The organism is Streptomyces bikiniensis (genome assembly GCF_000716625.1).
Lineage (GTDB): Bacteria > Actinomycetota > Actinomycetes > Streptomycetales > Streptomycetaceae > Streptomyces > Streptomyces bikiniensis.
Window position 1 is genome coordinate 31,708 of the sequence record NZ_JNXJ01000001.1, and the last position, 19,836, is coordinate 51,543.

Below are 19,836 nucleotides of genomic sequence, written 5' to 3' on the forward strand. Positions count from 1 at the left end.
CTACTCCGTACGACGGCGGCGCTTGGCCGCGAACACGGCGGCGGCGCCGATCAGCAGGCCCAGGGCCCCGGTGACGACGGCGGGAACCCAGGAGCCCACGTCGTGGGCCGCGTCCGCCGCCGGTGCGGCGTCGACCACCTTGGGGCCCGGTGCGGCCACCGCCGGAGAACCGGTCGTCGCCGACGGAGTCGCGGACGGGGTCGGTGTGGGTGTCGGGGGCGGCGTCGGGGAGGCGCTCTTCGACGGGGTCGGGCTCGCCGTGACCGAGAGGGAGGGGGACGGCGGGGGAGGCGTGGTCGGATCGGCCGGGGGCGGGTTCTCCGGCGCCGGCCCGGTGTCGACGCCCGGGGGCAGCGGAGCCGCCGTCCGGGTGTCGCGGGGCACGGGCCCGCCGCCGGTCGGCTTCGCGTTCTTCGCGCGCAGCTGGTCGGGGGTGACGGTGGGCCGGCCCTGGGTGCCCTCGATGTTGGTGCCGCCGAAGATCCACAGGTCGACGCTGCCGGGCTTGGGCTTGTAGAGCATGGCGCCGAGCTGGCTGTACGTCCAGGTGTTCTGGCCCGGGTCGGCGTGCCAGTACGACCAGTACGCCGACGCGGGCGGGGTCAGGACGCAGTCGTCCTGCTGGGGCGTCGGGTACTGCTTGCCGCCCTGGTGGCCGCTGTAGCCGATGCGGCAGATGAAGGCGGGACCGTCGTGGCCGGTGCCGGTGGTCCGCCAGCCGCCCTGGTTCAGCAGCTCGTACCCGGTGGTGGGCGTCGTGCCGCAGGAGCGGTAGATCGGTCCGCCCCAGTGGCTGAAGTCGACGGCCAGCACGACACCGGACGAGGTGGTGCACTGCCCCATCGGCTGAGGAGCGGCTCCCGCCGGGGCGGCGGTGCCGGCGAAGGCCGCCACGGTGAGCGCCAGCGCGGCCGTCGTACGGGCGAGGCCGGGGGCGCCCCGTCGGGCGGTCATGCCTGACCGCCGTCGGTCTCGCGGCGCCTGCGGGCGGCATGGGTCGCGCCCCAGCCGGCGAGGACGAGGAGGACGGCGGCGACGGCGAGGCCGGTGACCTGGGATCCGGTCGCGGCGAGGCTGCCACCCCCACCCGTACTGCTTCCCCGGCCTCCTGCGGAACCGGAGGCTCCGCCGTCCTCGCCCTCGGTGATGATCACTGGGGTGGAGGTGCCGGGCCGCCCGGTGATGCTCGGGACGGGCTCCGGGGTGGTACCGCTCATGTCCCGGGTCAGCACGCCGAAGGAGATGCCGGTGGCGCCGCCGACGGCCTGGGCGGAGGCCCGGACGTCCGATCCCGCCTGGTCGCCCTTGCTGACGTTGAAGCCGCCGTCCTTGTTCTGCTGCGAGGCCAGGAACTTCCGGGCCTTCGCGATCTCGGCCGCGTACTTCTCGGCGTCCAGTGACAGCCCCTGGACGGCGAGCGCCGCGGAGTTCACGGAGTTCCCGGAGGCGCCGGGGAACCCGCCGTCGGGAAGCTGCCGGCCGGCCAGCCACACCAGCGCCCGGTCGACGGCAGCCTGCGAGTCGGCGTCGGGGAGCAGGTCCAGGGCCATCGCGGCCATCGCGGTGGAGTCGACCTCGATGTCGCTCGGCTCGCCGATGAGGCTGGGCCAGGCACCGGTCGACGGGTCGCGGAGGCTCTTGAGGTACGTGACGGGCTGGGCCGCGGCGGCCTGTTCGCCCGCCCGGATCTGGGCGATGACGCCGAGGGACTGGGAGAAGACCGAGGTGGCGTAGGTGTAGTTGCCCTTGCCCGCGCACTTGCGCGGCTCGGCCGGGGTCGCGGCCGCGCAGGTGCCCTGGGCGAGCGCGGCGATCAGGTTCTTCCCACCGAAGTTCCGGGGGTCGCGGCCCACGGACTCGGCGAGCACGGCGGTCTTGCCGATGAACCCGCCGCCCGCGTACTTCGTGCCGATCTTCGTCCAGTCGTGGACGCCGCGGCCGGAGGCGTCCTTGCCGCCCTTGTCGAGGAAGTCGACGATGTTGCGCAGGGTGGCGTTGTCGTGGCCGGTGGCGGCGAGCGCGTAGGCGCCGTCGATGGTCATGCCGTAGTCCGCGAAGCGGGGGCTGCCCTCGTAGTACCGGCCCTGGATCAGGCGCTTGTGGTCGGCGAGGTAGGCCGAACCCTTCTTCAGGTCCGGTCCGTCACCGGCCGGGGGAGTGATCGGCCCGGTCGTGGGAGGCGTGGTGGGCGGGGTCGTCGGAGGCGTCGTCGGGGGTGTGGTCGGCGGGGCGGGTTCCTTCGTCGTGAGCGTCACTAGGTCGCTCTTCGCGCCGGCGATCACGGCCGTGGTGGTGGCGTAGAGCAGCGGGTCGGTGGTGCCTTCCTCGAAGGCGAAGGAGCCACCGGGGAGCTGCTGGCGGGAGAGCCACGAGACGGCGGCGTTCGCGTGGGCGCGGTCGCCCAGGGCCCGCAGGGTCTGGGCGACCCAGCCGGTCGCGTACGCGCTGCCCGGGACGCTGTACGAGGCGGCCGGCCAGGCGCCCGTCTTGAACTGGGCCTTCTTGAGGGAGGAGCGGGCCTTGGTGACGACCGCCTTGTGGCCGCCGGCGCGCTGGAGGGCGAGCGTGACCAGCGCGGTGCTCCCGGCCTCGCTCTCGCAGACCTGCCCGTCCAGGATCAGGAAGCTCGGGAAGCCGCCGTCGTCGCACTGGAGCTGAGCCAGCCGTGTCACCGCCTCGACCGGCGGGGTCACGTCCCCGTTCAGCAGCGCGATGACGGCCAGCGCCTGGCCCTCGGTCTGCCCAGTCGTCCGGAAGTCGCCCTTGGTGGCGCAGCCGGGGACGGGCTGCGGCGCGTCCGCGCCGCTGAGGCAGACGTTCGCCATCAGGTCGCCGAGGAGGTCGTGGCCGCCGAAGTCACGCGGGTCCTTGCCGGTGGCCTCGGCGACGAGCGCGAGGCGGGCGGCGGCGGTGGCGTCCGGAGCCTCGTCCTTGCCCGCCGGGTAGGCGTACGCGTCGGTGTGCTCGGGCCGGCCGAGGAAGGCGGCGATCCGGCGGGCGGTGGGATGCTCGCCGTCGGTGGCGGCCAGGGCGTAGGCCACCTCGGTGGTGGCGAGGTAGTTGGGCGTGGTGTCGCCGTCGTTGACGACGCGCTGCCCGTTGGTCAGCCGCTCGGTGAGCCAGCGGGTCGCGGCGGGCAGATCGATCGTGCCCGGGGGCACGTTCGGCGCCGGCGGGTCGCCGGGGGCCGGCGGGTCGCCACCGTCCGCGCGGACGTCGTCGGGCGTGAAGGTGGGCCGGCCCTTGGTGCCGCCGATGTCCGTGCCGCCGAAGACCCACGCGTCCACGTCGCCCGGCTTGAGCGTGCGGGACATGGCGCCCAGCGGGCTGTACGTCCACTTCTTCTGGCCGGGGGAGGCGATCCAGTACGACCAGTAGGCGGTGGCCTGCGGGGTGAGGACGCAGTCCTCCTGGGCCGGAGTGGGGTACTTCTTCCCGGCGTTGAAGGAGCGGTTGCCGATGCGGCAGATGAACGCGGGGCCGTCGTGGCCGGTGCCCTCGGTGGTGAACCCGCCCGCGTGCAGCAGTTCGTAGCCGGTGGTGGGGGTGGTGTCACAGCCGCGAACGACGGGACCGCCCCACTTCCCGAAGTCCACGGCGACGATGGCGCCCTTGGTACGGGTGCACTTCGCGATCGGGTCGGCGCTCGCCGGCGACGCTGCCGTGAGGTGGGTCAGGCCCGCACCGAGCGCCAGAAAGGAAACGGTCAGGACGGACACCAGGCGTCGTCTCGCCCTCGACCACCGTCTCGCCTGCTGTTCGGTCCCCACCGCGGCCCCTCGTCTCTGCCGGGCGGCCTGCGTGCGTGGCGATGAGCCCCGCACGGCTGTGGGGCCGTGGAGAGGCGCTGACGACCACGCCGTAGTCCGCGACGGCGTTCTTCGTGCTGAGTTCCAGCTCCAGGCATTCCGACTCGCCCGGGGCGAACCGGGCCTACGGTTGCGGGTCAGTGCCGGAGTTCGACCGGCTTCCCCTGGTGCTGACTGCTTATCGGACGGAGTGCAACACGGATCCGTCGGGACCGTCAATATGCTGTCCGTCTCACAGGGGTCCGCAGTGGCGGCCCCTCAGGCCGCTTCTCGCGGCGCTGCTGGCGGTACCTTGACCGTTCGGGTAGCGTCCTGGGCTGCCACGTGGGGGAATCCGGTGCGAATCCGGAGCTGACGCGCAACGGTGTCGAGACGGCGGGGGCCGTCTCCGAGCCCGAATGCCCATACGGCGACGCAGTACAGAAGCCGTACCACGCGTTCCGGACGACGGCTCCCCGGCGATTCCCGGCCGTGCCCCGTCGGGGCGGCGCGAGGCCTGCCCGGAGCGGCCGGCGTCCGCCGACTTCCAGGAGCAGGCCCATGTCCCTTCCCCGTACCCCCCGCCGCCTCCCGCTCGCGGTGCCCGCGGCGCTCGGCGCCCTCGCCCTCGGCACGCTGCCCGCCTTCGCGACCTCCACTCCCGCGCAGATAGCCACGTCCAAGACCAACGGCGTCGCCTACCTCAAGTCCCTCCAGGCCGCCGACGGTTCCTACGCCGGCTCGGGTCTCTCCAACGAGTGGGCCTTCAGCGCGTTCGCGGCCGCGGGCACGGCGGTCGTCGACGTCGCGCCCGGCGGCGACACCACCAAGAACGCCAGAACCGTCTACCGCAACCTGCTGTCGACGGCCGCCTGGCCGTCGGCGACCCCGGTGGTCACGGACTACGAGCGGGGCGCGCTCAACGCCTACGCCGCGGGTATCGACCCGGCCCGGGTGTCAGCCTCGCGCAACCTCGTCGCGCACATCTACTCCTACTGGCAGACGGCCGAGCCGGGCTACTTCGGCCCGTCCGCGAACTTCAACGGCACCGTCTTCGCCGCCCTCGCGCTGCGCGGCGCGAAGACCCAGGCCGGTACCGCCCGCATCCCCCAGTCCCTCACCGACTCGATCGTCGCCCGTCTCCGGGCCAACCAGCACAACGACGGCGGCTGGACCTACCAGAAGGTGGAAGGCAACCCCACGGGCCTCGCCTCGGCCAGCGACATCGACATGACCGGCGCCGCGATGGCCGCCCTGTGCGTCTCCGGCGTCCCGAACACGGACGCGGACGTCGTCCAGGCCAAGAACTTCCTCAAGGGCAAGCTGGTCGCCTCCTCCGGCGCCTTCAACTCCCTGTACGGCGTCAACACCAGCTCCAACGGCTGGGGCATCGCCGGCCTCAACGCCTGCGGCATCAACCCGCAGTCGGCCGACTTCACCACGCTCAGCGGCAAGACGCCGGTCGACTTCCTCATCGCCAACCAGTACAACCCGGCGGGCGGATTCAAGTACAAGCCCGCCGACACCGTGCCCTCCGCCTACTCCTCCATCGACGCGCTCCGCGCGGTCGCCGGCGGCGGCTTCACCACCGCCCCGCCGGTCCCGGTCACCCCGGGCGCCCCCCAGTGGGTCGCCCAGCCCACCTTCACGGCGGGAACCGCCACCAAGCTGGCCCTGACCGTCGACGACGGCGCCGGCAACCTCAAGGTGTGCTCCGTGGCCTTCACGCCCACGGGAACGACCACGACGCTCGGCGACGTCCTCGCCGCCGCCACGGGCGCCGCGACCCCGGCCGGATGCGTCACCTCGGTGACTCCGGCGTCGGGAACCGGTGCGATCACCGCGGTCAACGGCAAGGCCAACAGCGGCTCGAACACCTGGAAGGTCAGCGTCGACGGCTCCTCGTTCGCGGGAGCCCTGCGCGAGAAGACGATCAACGTCGGCGACACCGTCGCACTGCGCTGGGGCGCCTGAGGTCCCGGAGGGTGAGGGCCCGCTGCCGGGCCCTCACCCTCCGTGCGGCCGGAAGGCCGCGGTCCGGGCTCGCGTCGGGGCCCGGACCGTGGGCCGGGTCGTGGGCGCGTCCGGGTCCCACGAGAGTTGGGCAAGGAGAACGGAGAAGGAATGGCCGCCAGGAGCGAGCCCGCGACGACGACGGTCGACGGCCGGCCCATGGTCCTGCTCAGCGAGCGGGAATACGAGGCTCTGCTCTCGTCCCGTCGCCAGCTGGGCTCGCAGGCGGCCCGGTCGGCGAAGGTGCGCGAAGCGCTCCTCGACGTGGTCGAGCTTGCCGAATCTCTCGGAACGGCCCTCGTCGACCAACGAAATCAGGCGGTCACCGGCGAGGGCAGAGCGGACGATGCCGGAGCGGACGGCGTGGTGGTCCTCCTTGGCGAGGCGCACCGGCGCCTCGACCGCGCCCGTCGCGCCGCCGGTGTGCGAAAGCCGGCGACGGATCCCGCCCGGGAGCAGTAGGGCGCGACGCCGGCCTCTCCCCGTCCGGCCGGGCCGGTCAGCCGGCGGTGTCGTCGGAGCTGGGCCGGAGCAGGTAGGTGTCCATGATCCAGCCGTGCTCCGCCCTGGCCGCGGCCCGCGTCCGGCTGATGTCGTCGGCGACCTCGTCGAGCGGGCCGGAGATCAGGATCTCGTCCGGAGTGCCGAGGTAGGCGCCCCAGTAGATCCACGTACCACCTCCGGCGAACTGTCGGAACGACTCGTGGGCGTCCAGCATGACGACGATGTCTCCGTCGTCGTTGCCCACCGTCTCGGCCAGCCGTCGTCCGGGAGTGATGTGGATCGGGCGGCCCACCCGGTTGAGGCCGACGCGGTGGCGCGCCGCCAGCGTGGACACGCTGCTGACGCCCGGGACGACGTCGTACGTGAACGTCACGTTCCCGCGGGCGGTGATCTCCTCCAGGACGGCCAGCGTGCTGTCGTACAGCGAAGGATCGCCCCACACCAGGAACGCTCCGCGTTGCCCGGGAGCGAGTTCCTCGCGGATCAGCCGCTCGCAGACGTCGGCACGCCGTCGCCGCCAGTCGTGGACGGCGTCGGTGTAGCCGCCCCGGGCGTCCTGTGCGCGGTCGCGCCACGGGTCCTCGGCCTCGACCACGCGATGCGGACGGGGAGCGTGTTCGGCGAGCATGGCCCGTCGGAGGCCGGTGAGGGACGACTTCTCCTCGCCCTTCTCCAGGACGAAGAAGACGTCTGTCCCCCGCATGGCCTTCACCGCACCGAGCGTCAGCTGGTCGGGGTCCCCGGATCCGATCCCGATCACCGCTATGTGCCTCGTACCGTCCAACGCTGCTCTCCTCTTCACGTCACCGACCCCCTCCGCGCCGCGGACCCACCCGGAACGAATCCGGTGAAGGGCGGACCGGGCAAGGTTACGGAACGGCCCGCGCCGGTCGCCCGGCGGGCGTGGTGGCAGGGAGGGAACACGGAGGGCGGGAAGCCTCCCCACTTCCCGCCCTCCGGGCGCACCCACCGGGCGGACGGCCCCCGTCCGCTGTGGAACGTGGACGAGGCCTTCGCCTCACCCGGCCGCATCCACGTCCAGGTCGCCGCGATGCCCGACGGACAGCGCCACCTGTGGACGGCCCGCGCCGTCACCCGCCACCGGGGCGGTTGGGGCGAGCCCGGCAAGACCTTCGCGATCGGCCTCGGCTGCGAGATCCGCCACGCCCACCGGCTCGTGTACTCGGACGGACTGGACCTCGGCAACGCGGCCGCCGCCACCCCGATCGGCATGGGCTGCCGCGTGTGCGAGCGCCTCGACTGCCCCCAGCGCGCCGCCCCGCCCCTCGGACGCCCGCTCGGAATCGACCAGAACGCCAGCACCTTCGTCCCGTACCCCGTGGCCGAACCTTCGGCCCGAGGCCTGGATCAGGGCAGCAGGAAGGCCTCGGCCACCGACACGGGGTCTCCCGCCGTGACCCCGTGGAGGACGTGCGCCAGCACCTCCGCGCCGCGCACCACCCGGGGGCCCGGCCGGTTGAAGTAGGCGGGCCCGTCCAGCACCCACACCGCGCCGGACCGTACCGCGGGCAGATCGTCCCAGCCGGGGAGGGAGGTCAGCAGCTCGCGCTCGCGCACGGTCCGTTCGGGCGGGAAGCCGCACGGCAGGACCAGGAGGACGTCGGGGCGGGCGGCCCGGACGTCCTCCCACGTCATCGGCTTCGTGTGCTCACCGGGGGCGGCGAGGAGCGGTTCGCCGCCGGCGCAGGTGATCTGTTCGGGCACCCAGTGCCCCGCGGGCCACAGCGGATCGAGCCACTCGACGGCCACCACCCGGGGCCGGACCCGGCCCGCCGTGAGTCGGCGTACCGCGGTCAGCCGATCGCGCAGCTCCTCGCGGCGGCGCTCGGCCCGCTCCCGTACGCCCAGCAGCTCACCGACCGTGACCAGACAGTCCAGGACGTCGTCCAGGGTGCGGGGCTCAAGACTGAGGACGCGAGGGCCGCCGTCGAGGACGCGTACCGCTCGTGAGACGGCCTCGTACGACACCGCGCAGACGTCGCACAGGTCCTGGGTGAGCACGACATCGGGCGCGAGAGCGGCAAGCGCCTCAGCGTCGAGGGCGTAGAGCGAGGACCCGCCATGCGCGGCCCCGCCGACCGCGGACGAGATCTCCCGACTGCTCAGCGCGTCCGACGAGAACGCGGCGGACGTGACCACCGGCACGCCGGCCACATCCCGCGGCGGCCAGTCGCACTCGTGGGTCCTGCCCACCAGGTCGGCTGCCAGTCCGAGCTGGGCCACGATGTCGGTCGCCGCGGGCAGCAAGGAGACGATGCGCATGGTCCGAGCCTATAGGCGGTGTGCCGGGCATCGGCCGTCGACTGTCCCGATGCCGCCGCCGCGCCGTGGGCGGGGGTGGACTTACTAGGACGTCCAACTATATGTTCGTGGCAAGCCCGCGGTGCAGGGAAGCCGGTGTGAATCCGGCGCGGTCCCGCCACTGTGACCGGGGAGTGCGTCCTTCCAGCAGGACAGGCCACTGACGGAAACCATCCGTCGGGAAGGCCGGAGGGCGTGCGCTGATCCGGGAGTCAGGATACCGGCCGTGGGGTGTTCCGTGTTGTCCACGAGGATGGAGCAGACACGCATGGCACCGGTACGTGACCACGACCCTGGTGATCCGGCGGAGTACCCGAACCCCGAGGCCCTGTCCCCGCGTTCGTGACTCGACGAGGGCTCCCCCGCCCTCCCCTGTCTCGCGGAAGGCCCGCGTACGCGCACCCCGATCGGTGCCGTTCTCGCGGCCCTCTCCGCGCCCTCCTCGGATCCGTACCTGACGAGAGCAGGCTTCGATGGTCCGCGAACTCACCCATTTCATCGGCGGCAAGCACACCGCCGGCACGTCCGGTCTCTTCGCCGACGTGTACGACCCCAACACCGGCACCGTCCAGGCCAGGGTGCCCCTGGCCGGGCGTGCCGACACAGAGACGGCGATCGCCGACGCCGAGCAGGCACAGCAGGAGTGGGGCCGGTGGAATCCGCAGCGACGCGCCCGCGTCCTGCTGCGCTTCCTGCAACTCGTCGAGGGAGAGCGGGACTCGCTGGCTCGGCTGCTGTCCGCCGAGCACGGAAAGACCGTCGCCGACGCCCACGGCGACCTCCAACGAGGCCTTGAGGTCGTGGAGTTCGCCGCCGGTATCCCGCACCTGCTCAAGGGCGAGTTCACCGACAACGCGGGCACGGGAATCGACGTCCACTCGCTGCGCTCACCGCTCGGCGTGGTCGCGGGCATCACCCCGTTCAACTTCCCGGCCATGATCCCCCTGTGGAAGGCGGCCCCCGCCCTGGCCTGCGGCAACGCCTTCATCCTGAAGCCGTCCGAGCGTGACCCCTCGGTACCCCTGCGGCTCGCCGAGCTGTTCCTGGAGGCGGGTCTGCCGCCCGGTGTGCTGAACGTGGTCAACGGTGGCAAGGAGGCCGTCGACACGCTCCTCGAAGACCCCCGGGTCCAGGCCCTCGGCTTCGTCGGCTCCACCCCGATCGCCGCGCACATCTACGCCACCGCCGCCGCCCACGGCAAGCGCGCCCAGTGCTTCGGCGGCGCCAAGAACCACATGATCGTGATGCCCGACGCGGACCTCGACCAAGCCGCCGAGGCACTGATCGGAGCCGGCTACGGCTCCGCCGGCGAGCGCTGCATGGCCATCTCCGTCGCCGTCCCCGTCGGCGAGGAGACGGCCGACGCGCTGGTGGCGAAGCTGAAGGAGCGCATCGCCTCCCTGCGCATCGGCACCTCCGACGACCCGGACGCCGACTTCGGACCCCTGGTCAGCCGGGACGCCCTGGACCGGGTCAACCGCTACGTCGGCATCGGCGTCGACGAGGGAGCGGAACTCGTCGTCGACGGAAGGGGGTTCACCCTCCCCGGACACGAGAACGGCTTCTTCGCAGGCGCGTCGCTCTTCGACCGCGTCACGCCGTCCATGCGGATCTACCAGGAGGAGATCTTCGGCCCGGTGCTGTGCGTGGCGCGGGCCGCCGACTACGAGGAGGCCCTGCGGCTGCCCAGCGAGCACCCGTACGGCAACGGCGTGGCCATCTTCACCCGCGACGGCGACACCGCCCGCGACTTCACCCGACGTGTCAACACCGGCATGGTCGGCGTCAACGTCCCCATTCCGGTCCCCGTCGCGTACCACACCTTCGGCGGCTGGAAGCGCTCCGGCTTCGGGGACCTCAACCAGCACGGCCCCGACGCGATCCGCTTCTACACCCGCACCAAGACCGTGACCTCCCGCTGGCCCTCCGGGGTCAAGGAGGGCGCGAGCTTCACCATGCCGACGATGGGATGAGCGCCGTGACCACCCTCACCGAGGACCAACTGGCCCTCGCCGAAGTCACCCTCGACTTCGCGCAGGAACAGCTCGCCCCGTACGCCGTGGCCTGGGACCAGGACAAGCACTTCCCCGTCGACGTCATCCGCAGGGCCGCCGCGCTCGGCCTCGGCGGCGTCTACGTACGCGAGGAGCACGGCGGCTCCGGACTCACCCGGGCCGACGGCGTCCTCGTCTTCGAGACCCTGGCGACCGGCTGCCCCTCCATCGCCGGCTACCTCTCCATCCACAACATGGTCGCCTGGATGATCGACCGGTACGGAAGCCCCGCCCAGCGCGCCCGGTGGCTTCCCGGCCTCTGCTCCGCCGAGACCCTGGGCAGCTACTGCCTCACCGAACCCGGCGCGGGTTCGGACGCCGCCGCCCTCCGGACCCGCGCCGAGAGAGACGGCGAGCACTACGTCCTGACCGGAGTGAAGCAGTTCATCTCCGGGGCGGGCTCCTCCGACGTGTACATCGTCCTGGCCCGCACGGGAGGCGACGGCCCGCGTGGGATCTCCGCCTTCGTCGTCGAGCGCGGCGACCCGGGCCTGTCCTTCGGTGCCAACGAACGCAAGATGGGCTGGAACGCCCAGCCCACCCGGCAGGTCGTCCTCGACGGCGTGCGGATCCCCGCCGACCGGCGCCTCGGCGCCGAGGGCGACGGCTTCCGCATCGCCATGCACGGACTCAACGGCGGCCGCCTCGGCATCGCCGCCTGCTCCCTCGGCGGCGCCCAGAGCGCCCTCGACCGCAGCCTCGCCCACCTCGCCGACCGCGAGGCCTTCGGCACACGACTGCTCGACGCCCAGGCCCTGCAGTTCCGCCTCGCCGACATGGCCACCGAACTCACCGCCGCCCGCGCCCTGGTACGACAGGCCGCCGACGCCCTCGACCGCGGGGACCCGGGTGCGGTGCAGCTCTGTGCCATGGCCAAGCGGTTCGCCACCGACACGGGGTTCTCGGTCGCCGACCGGGCGCTCCAGCTGCACGGCGGCTACGGCTACCTGAGCGAGTACGGCATCGAGAAGATCGTCCGGGACCTGCGGGTCCACCGGATCCTGGAAGGGACCAACGAGATCATGAACGTCATCGTCGCCCGCGGCCTGACGGAGAGCCTCCGATGACCGAGGACGTACTCGTCCGCGCCGAGGGCCGGACGGGCCGCCTGATCCTCAACCGGCCCCGGGCACTGAACGCGCTCACCCACCCCATGGTGCTGCGCATCGAGGAGGCGCTCACCGCCTGGCGGGACGATCCCGCCGTCGAAGCGGTGGTGATCTCCGGCGCGGGGGAGCGGGGACTGTGCGCGGGCGGTGACATCCGGGCCATCCACGAGGACGCGCGGGCCGGCGGCACGGCCTCGGCGGACTTCTGGCGGGACGAGTACCGGCTCAACGCCCTCATCGCCCGCTACCCCAAGCCGTACGTCGCCCTCATGGACGGCATCGTCATGGGCGGCGGCGTCGGGGTCTCCGCCCACGGCACCGTGCGGATCGTCACCGAACGCTCGCGCGTCGCCATGCCCGAGACCGGCATCGGCTTCGTCCCCGACGTCGGCGGCACCTACCTCCTCGCGCTGGCACCCGGCGAGCTGGGCACCCACCTCGCCCTGACGGGGGCGCCCGTCGGCGCCGCCGACGCCCTGCTGTGCGGGCTCGCCGACCACTTCGTACCGTCCGAACGGCTCGACCGGCTGGTGGAGGACCTCTCGCGGACCTCCGTGCACGACGCCCTGGCCGCGCACGTCGGCCAGGCACCTCCCGGTGAACTCGCGGCTCGCCGGGAGTGGATCGACCACTGCTACGCCGCCGACACCGTCGAGGAGATCGTCGACCGGCTCGTCGGAAGTGGTGTACCGGCCGCCAAGGAGGCTGCCACCACCCTGAACTCCAAGTCGCCGACCGCGCTCAAGGTGACGCTGACCTCGCTGCGCCGCGCCCGCGCGCTCGGACCACTGGAGCGGGTCCTGGAGCAGGAGTACCGCGTCTCCTGCACGGCGCTGACCTCGCCCGACCTGGTCGAGGGAATCCGGGCCCAGGTCATCGACAAGGACCGCGACCCCCGCTGGTCCCCCGACCGGCTGGCGGGCGTCACCGACGAGGACGTGGCCCGCTACTTCACCCCGCTCGGAGCCGACCGCGAGCTGCGGCTCACGTCCCCCGACACGCTTCAGGAGGTGCCCTGGTGACCACCGTCATCGGCTTCATCGGCCTCGGCCACATGGGCGGCCCCATGGCCGCCAACCTCGCCGCCGCCGGCCACCGCGTCCTCGGGTTCGATCTCGTCCCCGAGGCCCTGGAGACCGCCGCATCGGCGGGAGTGGAGACGGTCGGCTCGGCCCGGGAGGCGGCCGCCGCAGCGGACGTCGTGATCACGATGCTGCCGGCGGGCCGCCATGTCCTCGCCCTCTACCAGGACGAGGGACTGCTCGCGGCGGCCCGACCCGGAACCCTCTTCGTCGACTGCTCCACGATCGACGTCGCCGACGCGCGCGCCGCCCACGACGCCGCCGTGGCCGCCGGACACCGCGCCCTGGACGCCCCCGTGTCGGGCGGCGTCGTCGGAGCCGAGGCCGCCACCCTCACCTTCATGGCGGGAGGAGGGGAGGCGGAGTTCCACGAGGCCGAACCACTCCTCGCGGCCATGGGGAAGAGGGCCGTGCACTGCGGCGGCGCGGGCGCCGGACAGGCCGCGAAGATCTGCAACAACATGATCCTCGGCATCTCGATGATCGCGGTGAGCGAGGCCTTCGTCCTCGGCGAGACCCTCGGCCTCTCCCACCAGGCGCTCTACGACGTCGCCTCCACCGCCTCCGGCCAGTGCTGGGCCCTCACGACCAACTGCCCCGTCCCCGGCCCCGTACCGACCAGCCCCGCCAACCGCGACTACCGCCCCGGCTTCGCAGCCCCGCTCATGGCCAAGGACCTCGGACTCGCTGCCAACGCCCTGCGCGCGGGCGGCATCGACGCGGGGCTCGGCCTGCGGGCCGCCGAGATGTACGCCGCGTTCGCCGAGACGTCGGGAGCGGCCCAGGACTTCTCCGGGATCGTCCACGTCCTGCGCGACACCGCAACCGAAGCACCGAAGGGAACGACCCCCGCATGACCGCCACCGACTACGAGACGATCACCGTCGAGCGTACGGGCGACCGCACCGCGCTGCTCACCCTCAACCGGCCCAAGGCGCTCAACGCCCTCAACCTGCAGGTCATGGAGGAGGTCGTGGCCGCCACCGAGGCCCTCGACCGCGACCCGGACATCGGCTGCGTCGTGATCACCGGCTCCCCGAAGGCCTTCGCCGCCGGCGCGGACATCAAGGAGATGCAGCCCCAGGGGTACATGGACATGTACCTCACCGACTGGTTCACCGCCTGGGACCGGCTCGGGAACCTGCGCACCCCCACGATCGCGGCCGTCTCGGGCTACGCGCTGGGCGGCGGCTGCGAGCTGGCCATGCTCTGCGACATCCTGCTGGCCTCCGACACCGCCGTCTTCGGCCAGCCCGAGATCAAGCTCGGCGTCATCCCCGGCATCGGCGGCTCCCAGCGCCTCACCCGTGCCGTCGGCAAGGCCAAGGCCATGGAGCTGTGCCTGACGGGCCGGACCATGGACGCCGCCGAGGCCGAGCGGGCGGGCCTGGTCTCCCGGATCGTCCCGGCCGAGGACCTCCTCTCCGAGGCCCTCGCGGTCGCCGCGACCGTGGCGGGGATGTCGAAGCCGGTCGCGATGATGGCCAAGGAGGCCGTGAACCGCGCCTTCGAGACCACCCTCGCGGAAGGCGTCCGCTTCGAACGGCGCCTGTTCCACGCGGTGTTCGCGACGGCCGACCAGAAGGAGGGCATGTCGGCCTTCGTCGACAAGCGGGCCCCGGACTTCAGCCACCGCTGACCCGTCCCGGTCGCCTCCTCACGCCACGGAGAGGAGGCGGCCGCCGGCGGCGAGCGCGGCGGCCGGTCAGGAAGCGGACGCGACAGCGTGCGCGACCCTGACCGCGTCCGCCGTGGCGCGCACGTCATGGACCCTGACGGCCCAGGCGCCCCGGTGGGCGACGATCGCGGAGAGGGCGGCCGTCGCGGCGTCCCGGTCATGGGCGTGGGGAGGTGTGCCGTCCGCGTCGGCCAGGATGTGGCCCAGGAACCTCTTGCGCGAGCCGGCGACCAGGACGGGGCGGCCCAGGGCACGCAACTCGGCCAGTCCGGCGACCAGACGGAGATCGTGCTCCGGTCGCTTGGCGAATCCCAGGCCCGGGTCCACGACCAGCCGCTCCCGGGGAACGCCCGCTGCCACCACGGCCTCCACCCGGGCGCCGAGTTCCGCGACGACCTCGCGCACCACGTCCCCGTACACCGCTCGTCGGTTCATGTCGTGGCTGAAACCCCGCCAGTGCATGACGACGAAGGGAACACCCCCGGCAGCGACGGCCGGGACCATGCCAGGGTCCGCCAGACCCCCGCTGACGTCGTTGACGAGGGCCGCCCCGGTGTCGATCGCGCGCGCCGCGACCGACGCGCGCATCGTGTCGACGGACACGAGCACCCCCTCGGCCGCGAGCGCGCGCACGACGGGCACGACGCGCCGCAGCTCCTCCTCCTCGTCGACGCGGGAGGCGCCGGGCCGGGTCGACTCGCCGCCGACGTCGACCAGGTCGGCGCCCTCCGTGACGAGATCCAGACCGTGCTTCACCGCCGCTGTCGGGTCGAACCAGCGGCCGCCGTCGGAGAAGGAGTCCGGGGTTACGTTCACCACCCCCATGACGGCGCACCGGTCCCAGTGCGGCAACCCGGCGACGACGCGTCCGTCCCCGTCGCCGTCCGGCCGCGGTACCCCCGTGGGGGCCTGGACCGGGTTCACGCCGATCCCTCCACGGGGGGGACCGGACGTCGGCGGTAGGTGTCCGGAGTCAGCAGAGGCGGCAGTTCGTCCCCCATGAGCGTCCTTTCGAGGACCTCCCGCGCTTCGGTGACATGTGTGCCGGAACGTTCGCTGGCCAGCGCGGCGGATTCGACGTCGATGAGGGCGCGGAGGCTCGTCGGGGAGACCAGGCGCTGCCTCCGCCACTGCCACAGCCGTGCGCGGGTGAGCTCGGCGGCCGACCCTCCGGTGGGCCGCCCGTCGGGGAAGGCCGTCCCCCGTCCGCTCAGCCAGGCCTCGACGTGGCGCAGCGAGAGGGCCACGGCAGCCCGGATCTGCTGCCTCGTGGGCGCTTGCGCGGGATCGGGCCGGTGCACGGACAGCAGATCGGCGGCGCGCACCGGCGCGTCGCCGGGGGCTCCGCCGATCTCGGTGAGATCGCCGGACGCCCGGACGCCCCTGCGGTGACAGGTGCGGACGAGGAGTTCGGCGTACGCCCGCATGAAGGGCGCGGTGAGCGCGGCCTCGGTGGTGTCCGGGAGCAGGAAGGAGGTCCGGTGACCGAAGGTGCCGATCACGCTGAAGAGGTAGTGCCAGGGATCGGTGGCGAGTCCGCACCCGTGCTCGCGCAGTTCGTAGAGGATCTCCTCCATCTCGAACGCGGCCGTGACCGTGTCGATGACGACGGTGGCCCGGATCGTTCCCCGAGGGATTCCGAGCAGGTCCTGGGCCCGCAGGAAAACGTCGTTCCACAGGCGGGCCTCGAACCGGTTCTCCAGCCCCGTGAGGCGGAGGCAGGGGCCGGAACCCGCGTCCAGCAGGCGTCGCGCGCAGTGGAAGAAGTACAGGCCGACGTCGACGAGGGAGGCGGAGACGGGACGGCCGTCGATCCGGAGGTGCTCCTCCTCCAGGTGCCAGCCGCGGGGGCGGACGGCGACGGTGGGGACGACGCCGCCCGGTCGTGGTTCCCGGCCGTGCGTCGGGGCGTGGTGTGCGCAGGTGTCGAGCAGGGTGAGGTGACCGGCGAGGACGTTCTCCCAGCGCGGGGAGGATGCCTCCTCGAAGTCGGTGATCGGCGCCTCGGACCCTGGCCCGGGGGCGTCCGCCGCCGTCCGGCGGTCCGGCGGCCCGGCGATCTCCACGCGCCGGCCGGTCGGGCCCGTCGCCGCCGCTGCCACCCGCCAGTTCGGATCGTCGCGGACCGCCGAGGTGGCGCGGGGGAAGTCCAGCGGGTGGCCCGACGCCAGGCTGTCCGCGCGGTGGCGGCGCGCCGCGAGGAGGTCGCGGCGGCGACGTGCGAACGCGGCGTCGAGCCGCGCCACGAAGTCCAGGGCCTCAGGGGTCAGGATCTCGCGGTGGCGGTCGCCCGGGGGACCGAGGACTTCGACGAGGTGAGTCGTCTCGGGGGTGGACATGCTGTGTTTCTCCGTCATGAGGCCGCTTTCGCGGGGTCCCTGGAAGCTTCGGAGCGACCTCGCCGGCGGGCCCGAGCCGGTCACCGCCTCCGCCGTCGCCCGGTCTGGTCGCGAGCCCTGCCCGCCGCGCGACGGGCGCGGACGAGCAGCTCGGGCGCTGAGGCGAGCAGCACGGTCACGGGGCGCCCGGTCTCAGGGACCGTCCCGCGTCCCGGGGGGTGCTCCGCTTCGAGTGCGGCCACCAGGGCCGACAGGAGGTCGCTCGTCGCCCTGAGGGTCTCGCGGACGACGCGCAACCGGGATCCCAGCGCTCCGACCTGACGGCGCACGGTCAGGAGGGCGGCGCATTCCCGGGGCGTGAGAGCCACCATGGGCTGCCCGTCGAGGGTGATGTGTCGGGGTTTCGGCTTCGCCACGTGAGCACCCTTCGTCACCGGGTCGCCTGATCGCCGGGCCGGCTCCGCCGCTGTCCGGTCGTGGTCGCCCGGGCCGGACGGCGAGGCGTCCGGCCCGGGTCCGCAGAGGCGTCAGCCGTTGTCGGCCGTCAGCCCCGCCCTGACCTCGCGCGCGGCGGCGACGAGGTTCTCCAGGGAGGCGCGGGTCTCGGTCCAGCCGCGGGTCTTGAGTCCGCAGTCGGGGTTGACCCACAGGCGCTCGGCGGGGATGGCCTCCAGGCCCTTGCGCAGGAGTGCGGCGGCCTCCTCCGTGCTCGGGACGCGCGGGGAGTGGATGTCCCAGACGCCCGGGCCGGCCTCGCGCGGGTAGCCGTGCTCGGCGAGTTCGCCGGCGACCTGCATGTGGGAGCGGGCGGCCTCCAGGCTGATGACGTCGGCGTCGAGGTCGTCGATGGCCTGGACGATGTCGCCGAACTCGGCGTAGCACATGTGGGTGTGGATCTGGGTGTCGGGCCGGACGCCGCTGGTGGTGAGCCGGAAGGACTCCGTCGCCCAGGCGAGGTACTCGACGTGGTCCGCGGAGCGCAGCGGGAGGGTCTCGCGGAGCGCGGGCTCGTCGACCTGGATGACGGAGGTGCCCGCGGCCTCCAGGTCGTTCACCTCGTCGCGCAGGGCGAGCGCCACCTGCCGGGCCGTGTCGCCGAGCGGCTGGTCGTCGCGGACGAAGGACCAGGCGAGCATGGTGACCGGACCGGTGAGCATGCCCTTGACCGGCTTGCCGGTCTGCGCCTGCGCGTACGTGGTCCAGCGCACCGTCATCGGCTCGGGGCGCGAGATGTCGCCGGCCAGGACCGGGGGCCGGACGTAGCGCGTTCCGTACGACTGGACCCAGCCGTGCTGCGTGGCGACGTAGCCGGTGAGCTGCTCGGCGAAGTACTGCACCATGTCGTTGCGCTCGGGCTCGCCGTGCACGAGCACGTCGACGCCGGTCTTCTCCTGGAAGGAGATGACCTCGCGGATCTCGTCCTTGATCCGCTCCTCGTAGCCGGCCGTGTCGATGCGGCCGGCGCGCAGGTCGGCGCGGGCCACGCGGAGTTCGTCGGTCTGCGGGAACGAGCCGATGGTGGTGGTCGGCAGCAGCGGCAGGCCGAGGTGGGCGCGCTGGGCGGCGGTCCGCTCGGCGTACGGCTGGGAGCGGCGGCCGTCGGCATCGGTGATCGCGGCGGTACGGGCCCGTACGGCCGGGTCGCGGGTGAGGGCGGAGTCGGCGCGGGAGGCCAGGTCGGCACGGTTGGCGGTCAGTTCGGCGCTGATCGCGTCGGTGCCGTTGGCCAGGCCCTTGGCGAGGGTGACGACCTCGGTGGTCTTCTGCCGGGCGAAGGCGAGCCAGCGCCGGACCTCGGGGTCGATGTCGCCCTCGGCAGCCGCGTCCAGCGGGACGTGCAGCAGGGAGCAGGACGCGGCCACGTCGACCCGGTCGGCGAGACCGAGCAGGGTGGCGAGGGTGGCCAGGGACTTCTGGTAGTCGTTGATCCAGATGTTGCGGCCGTTGACGACGCCCGCGACCAGGCGCTTGCCGGGCAGTCCGCCGACGCTCGCGAGGTCGTTGAGGTTGCCGGCGGCGCGCTCGGTGAAGTCGAGGGCGAGACCGTCCACGGGTGCCGAGGCGAGCACCTGGAGGGCGCCGCCGAGACGGTCGAAGTAGGAGGCGACGAGCAGCTTGGGCCGGTCGGTGAGCGCTCCGAGGTCGCGGTAGGCGCGGGCGGCGGCGTTCAGTTCGGCCGGGGTGCGGTCCTGGACGAGGGCGGGCTCGTCCAGCTGGACCCACTCGGCGCCCGCCGCCCGCAGGTCGGCCAGGACCTCGGCGTAGACGGGGAGCAGCCGGTCGAGGAGGGTGATCGGGTCGAAGTCGGCGGCCACGCCGGGCGCGGGCTTGGCGAGGAGGAGGTAGGTGACGGGGCCGACGAGGACCGGGCGGGCGGTCAGGCCGAGGGCGACGGCTTCCTTCAGCTCGGAGACCTGCTTGGCCGAGTCGGCGGTGAAGACGGTGTCCGGGCCGAGCTCGGGGACCAGGTAGTGGTAGTTGGTGTCGAACCACTTGGTCATCTCCAGCGGTGCGACGTCCTGCGTGCCGCGGGCCATGGCGAAGTAGCCGTCGAGCGCGTCCGCCTCGACGGCGGCGCGGTGGCGGGAGGGGACAGCGCCGACCATGACACTGGTGTCCAGGACGTGGTCGTAGTACGAGAAATCACCGGTCGGCACCTCGTCGATGCCGGCGTCGGCAAGCTGCTGCCAGTTCGAACGGCGCAGGTCGGCGGCGGTGGTCCGGAGGGCGTCGGCGGTGACGCGGCCCTTCCAGTAGCCCTCGACGGCCTTCTTCAGTTCGCGGTTCTGACCCTGGCGGGGGTAGCCGTACACGGTGGCTCGTGCTGCCGCGGCTGCGGGCTTCGCTGTCACGGAACTCTCCTTCGCGAGATGTGTCCAGAAACATCCCGGACGACGGGACGCGGACGCGAAGGGAACGACAGAACGCGCGGACCGTCTCACGGGAA

Annotated in this window: 15 protein-coding genes, 1 pseudogene and 1 riboswitch; of the genes and pseudogenes, 8 read left to right on the forward strand and 8 right to left on the reverse strand. The window is 72.9% G+C overall.

The genetic code is table 11. The annotated features are described in order from the left end of the window. Positions 1-954: a hypothetical protein gene (locus OO47_RS00155; protein ID WP_030211285.1), complete on the reverse strand. Its 954-nt coding sequence runs from the start codon at positions 952-954 to the stop codon at positions 1-3. Continuing rightward, positions 951-3,770, reverse strand: coding sequence for a prenyltransferase/squalene oxidase repeat-containing protein (locus OO47_RS00160; RefSeq protein WP_030211287.1), 2,820 nt, complete (start codon positions 3,768-3,770; stop codon positions 951-953). The genes OO47_RS00155 and OO47_RS00160 overlap by 4 nt, the downstream gene beginning before the upstream one ends. 579 nt (positions 3,771-4,349) lie before the next feature. Here OO47_RS00160 and OO47_RS00165 point away from each other — a divergent pair. Both OO47_RS00165 and OO47_RS00170 read left to right on the forward strand, forming a co-directional pair. Beyond that, complete coding sequence (locus tag OO47_RS00165; protein ID WP_030211289.1) at positions 4,350-5,762, forward strand: prenyltransferase/squalene oxidase repeat-containing protein; 1,413 nt, start codon at positions 4,350-4,352, stop codon at positions 5,760-5,762. Between the two features lie 150 nt (positions 5,763-5,912). After that, on the forward strand, positions 5,913-6,263 hold the full coding sequence (locus OO47_RS00170) for a hypothetical protein (RefSeq protein ID WP_030211291.1): 351 nt from the start codon (positions 5,913-5,915) through the stop codon (positions 6,261-6,263). 37 nt (positions 6,264-6,300) lie between these two features. On the opposite strand, the gene cobF is transcribed toward OO47_RS00170, so the two are convergent. Next, positions 6,301-7,089, reverse strand: coding sequence for a precorrin-6A synthase (deacetylating) (gene cobF, locus OO47_RS00175; protein WP_030211293.1), 789 nt, complete (start codon positions 7,087-7,089; stop codon positions 6,301-6,303). Positions 7,090-7,275: 186 nt separating this feature from the next. Here cobF and OO47_RS38685 point away from each other — a divergent pair. Next, positions 7,276-7,647 (forward strand): annotated as a pseudogene (locus tag OO47_RS38685) (DUF2083 domain-containing protein); the annotation flags it as partial. Between the two features lie 26 nt (positions 7,648-7,673). Here the strand turns inward: OO47_RS38685 and OO47_RS00180 are convergent. After that, a complete protein-coding gene (locus tag OO47_RS00180; protein WP_030211295.1) occupies positions 7,674-8,588 on the reverse strand; it encodes an ABC transporter substrate-binding protein in 915 nt (304 codons plus the stop codon). Between the two features lie 102 nt (positions 8,589-8,690). Then, positions 8,691-8,870, forward strand: a riboswitch (cobalamin riboswitch). 230 nt (positions 8,871-9,100) lie between these two features. On the opposite strand from OO47_RS00180, the gene OO47_RS00185 reads away from it, so the two are divergent. Genes OO47_RS00185 through OO47_RS00205 form a run of 5 tightly spaced genes read left to right on the forward strand, consistent with a single transcriptional unit; the run spans position 9,101 to position 14,511 of the window. Then, positions 9,101-10,600 (forward strand): CoA-acylating methylmalonate-semialdehyde dehydrogenase, encoded by a 1,500-nt coding sequence (locus OO47_RS00185; protein ID WP_030211296.1) that lies wholly within the window; start codon positions 9,101-9,103, stop codon positions 10,598-10,600. After that, entirely contained in the window at positions 10,597-11,748 is a 1,152-nt protein-coding gene (locus OO47_RS00190; RefSeq protein ID WP_030211297.1) for an acyl-CoA dehydrogenase family protein, read from the forward strand. The genes OO47_RS00185 and OO47_RS00190 overlap by 4 nt, the downstream gene beginning before the upstream one ends. Next, on the forward strand, positions 11,745-12,812 hold the full coding sequence (locus OO47_RS00195; RefSeq protein ID WP_030211298.1) for an enoyl-CoA hydratase/isomerase family protein: 1,068 nt from the start codon (positions 11,745-11,747) through the stop codon (positions 12,810-12,812). Before OO47_RS00190 ends, OO47_RS00195 begins: the two co-directional genes overlap by 4 nt. Continuing rightward, complete coding sequence (gene mmsB, locus OO47_RS00200) at positions 12,809-13,729, forward strand: 3-hydroxyisobutyrate dehydrogenase (RefSeq protein ID WP_030211300.1); 921 nt, start codon at positions 12,809-12,811, stop codon at positions 13,727-13,729. Before OO47_RS00195 ends, mmsB begins: the two co-directional genes overlap by 4 nt. Next, a complete protein-coding gene (locus OO47_RS00205; RefSeq protein WP_030211301.1) occupies positions 13,726-14,511 on the forward strand; it encodes an enoyl-CoA hydratase in 786 nt (261 codons plus the stop codon). The genes mmsB and OO47_RS00205 overlap by 4 nt, the downstream gene beginning before the upstream one ends. A 66-nt stretch (positions 14,512-14,577) precedes the next feature. On the opposite strand, the gene folP is transcribed toward OO47_RS00205, so the two are convergent. The 4 genes from folP to metE form a co-directional block, all read right to left on the reverse strand. Further along, positions 14,578-15,375 carry a dihydropteroate synthase gene (folP, locus tag OO47_RS00210; protein ID WP_030211302.1) on the reverse strand — a complete coding sequence of 266 codons (798 nt, stop codon included), beginning with the start codon at positions 15,373-15,375 and terminating at the stop codon, positions 14,578-14,580. Positions 15,376-15,470: 95 nt separating this feature from the next. Further along, positions 15,471-16,889: an aldolase/citrate lyase/malate synthase family protein gene (locus OO47_RS00215; RefSeq protein ID WP_030211304.1), complete on the reverse strand. Its 1,419-nt coding sequence runs from the start codon at positions 16,887-16,889 to the stop codon at positions 15,471-15,473. Between the two features lie 80 nt (positions 16,890-16,969). Further along, entirely contained in the window at positions 16,970-17,305 is a 336-nt protein-coding gene (locus OO47_RS00220; protein ID WP_030211306.1) for a hypothetical protein, read from the reverse strand. Between the two features lie 111 nt (positions 17,306-17,416). Beyond that, positions 17,417-19,741, reverse strand: coding sequence for a 5-methyltetrahydropteroyltriglutamate--homocysteine S-methyltransferase (gene metE, locus OO47_RS00225; protein WP_030211308.1), 2,325 nt, complete (start codon positions 19,739-19,741; stop codon positions 17,417-17,419). Positions 19,742-19,836: the final 95 nt, after the last annotated feature.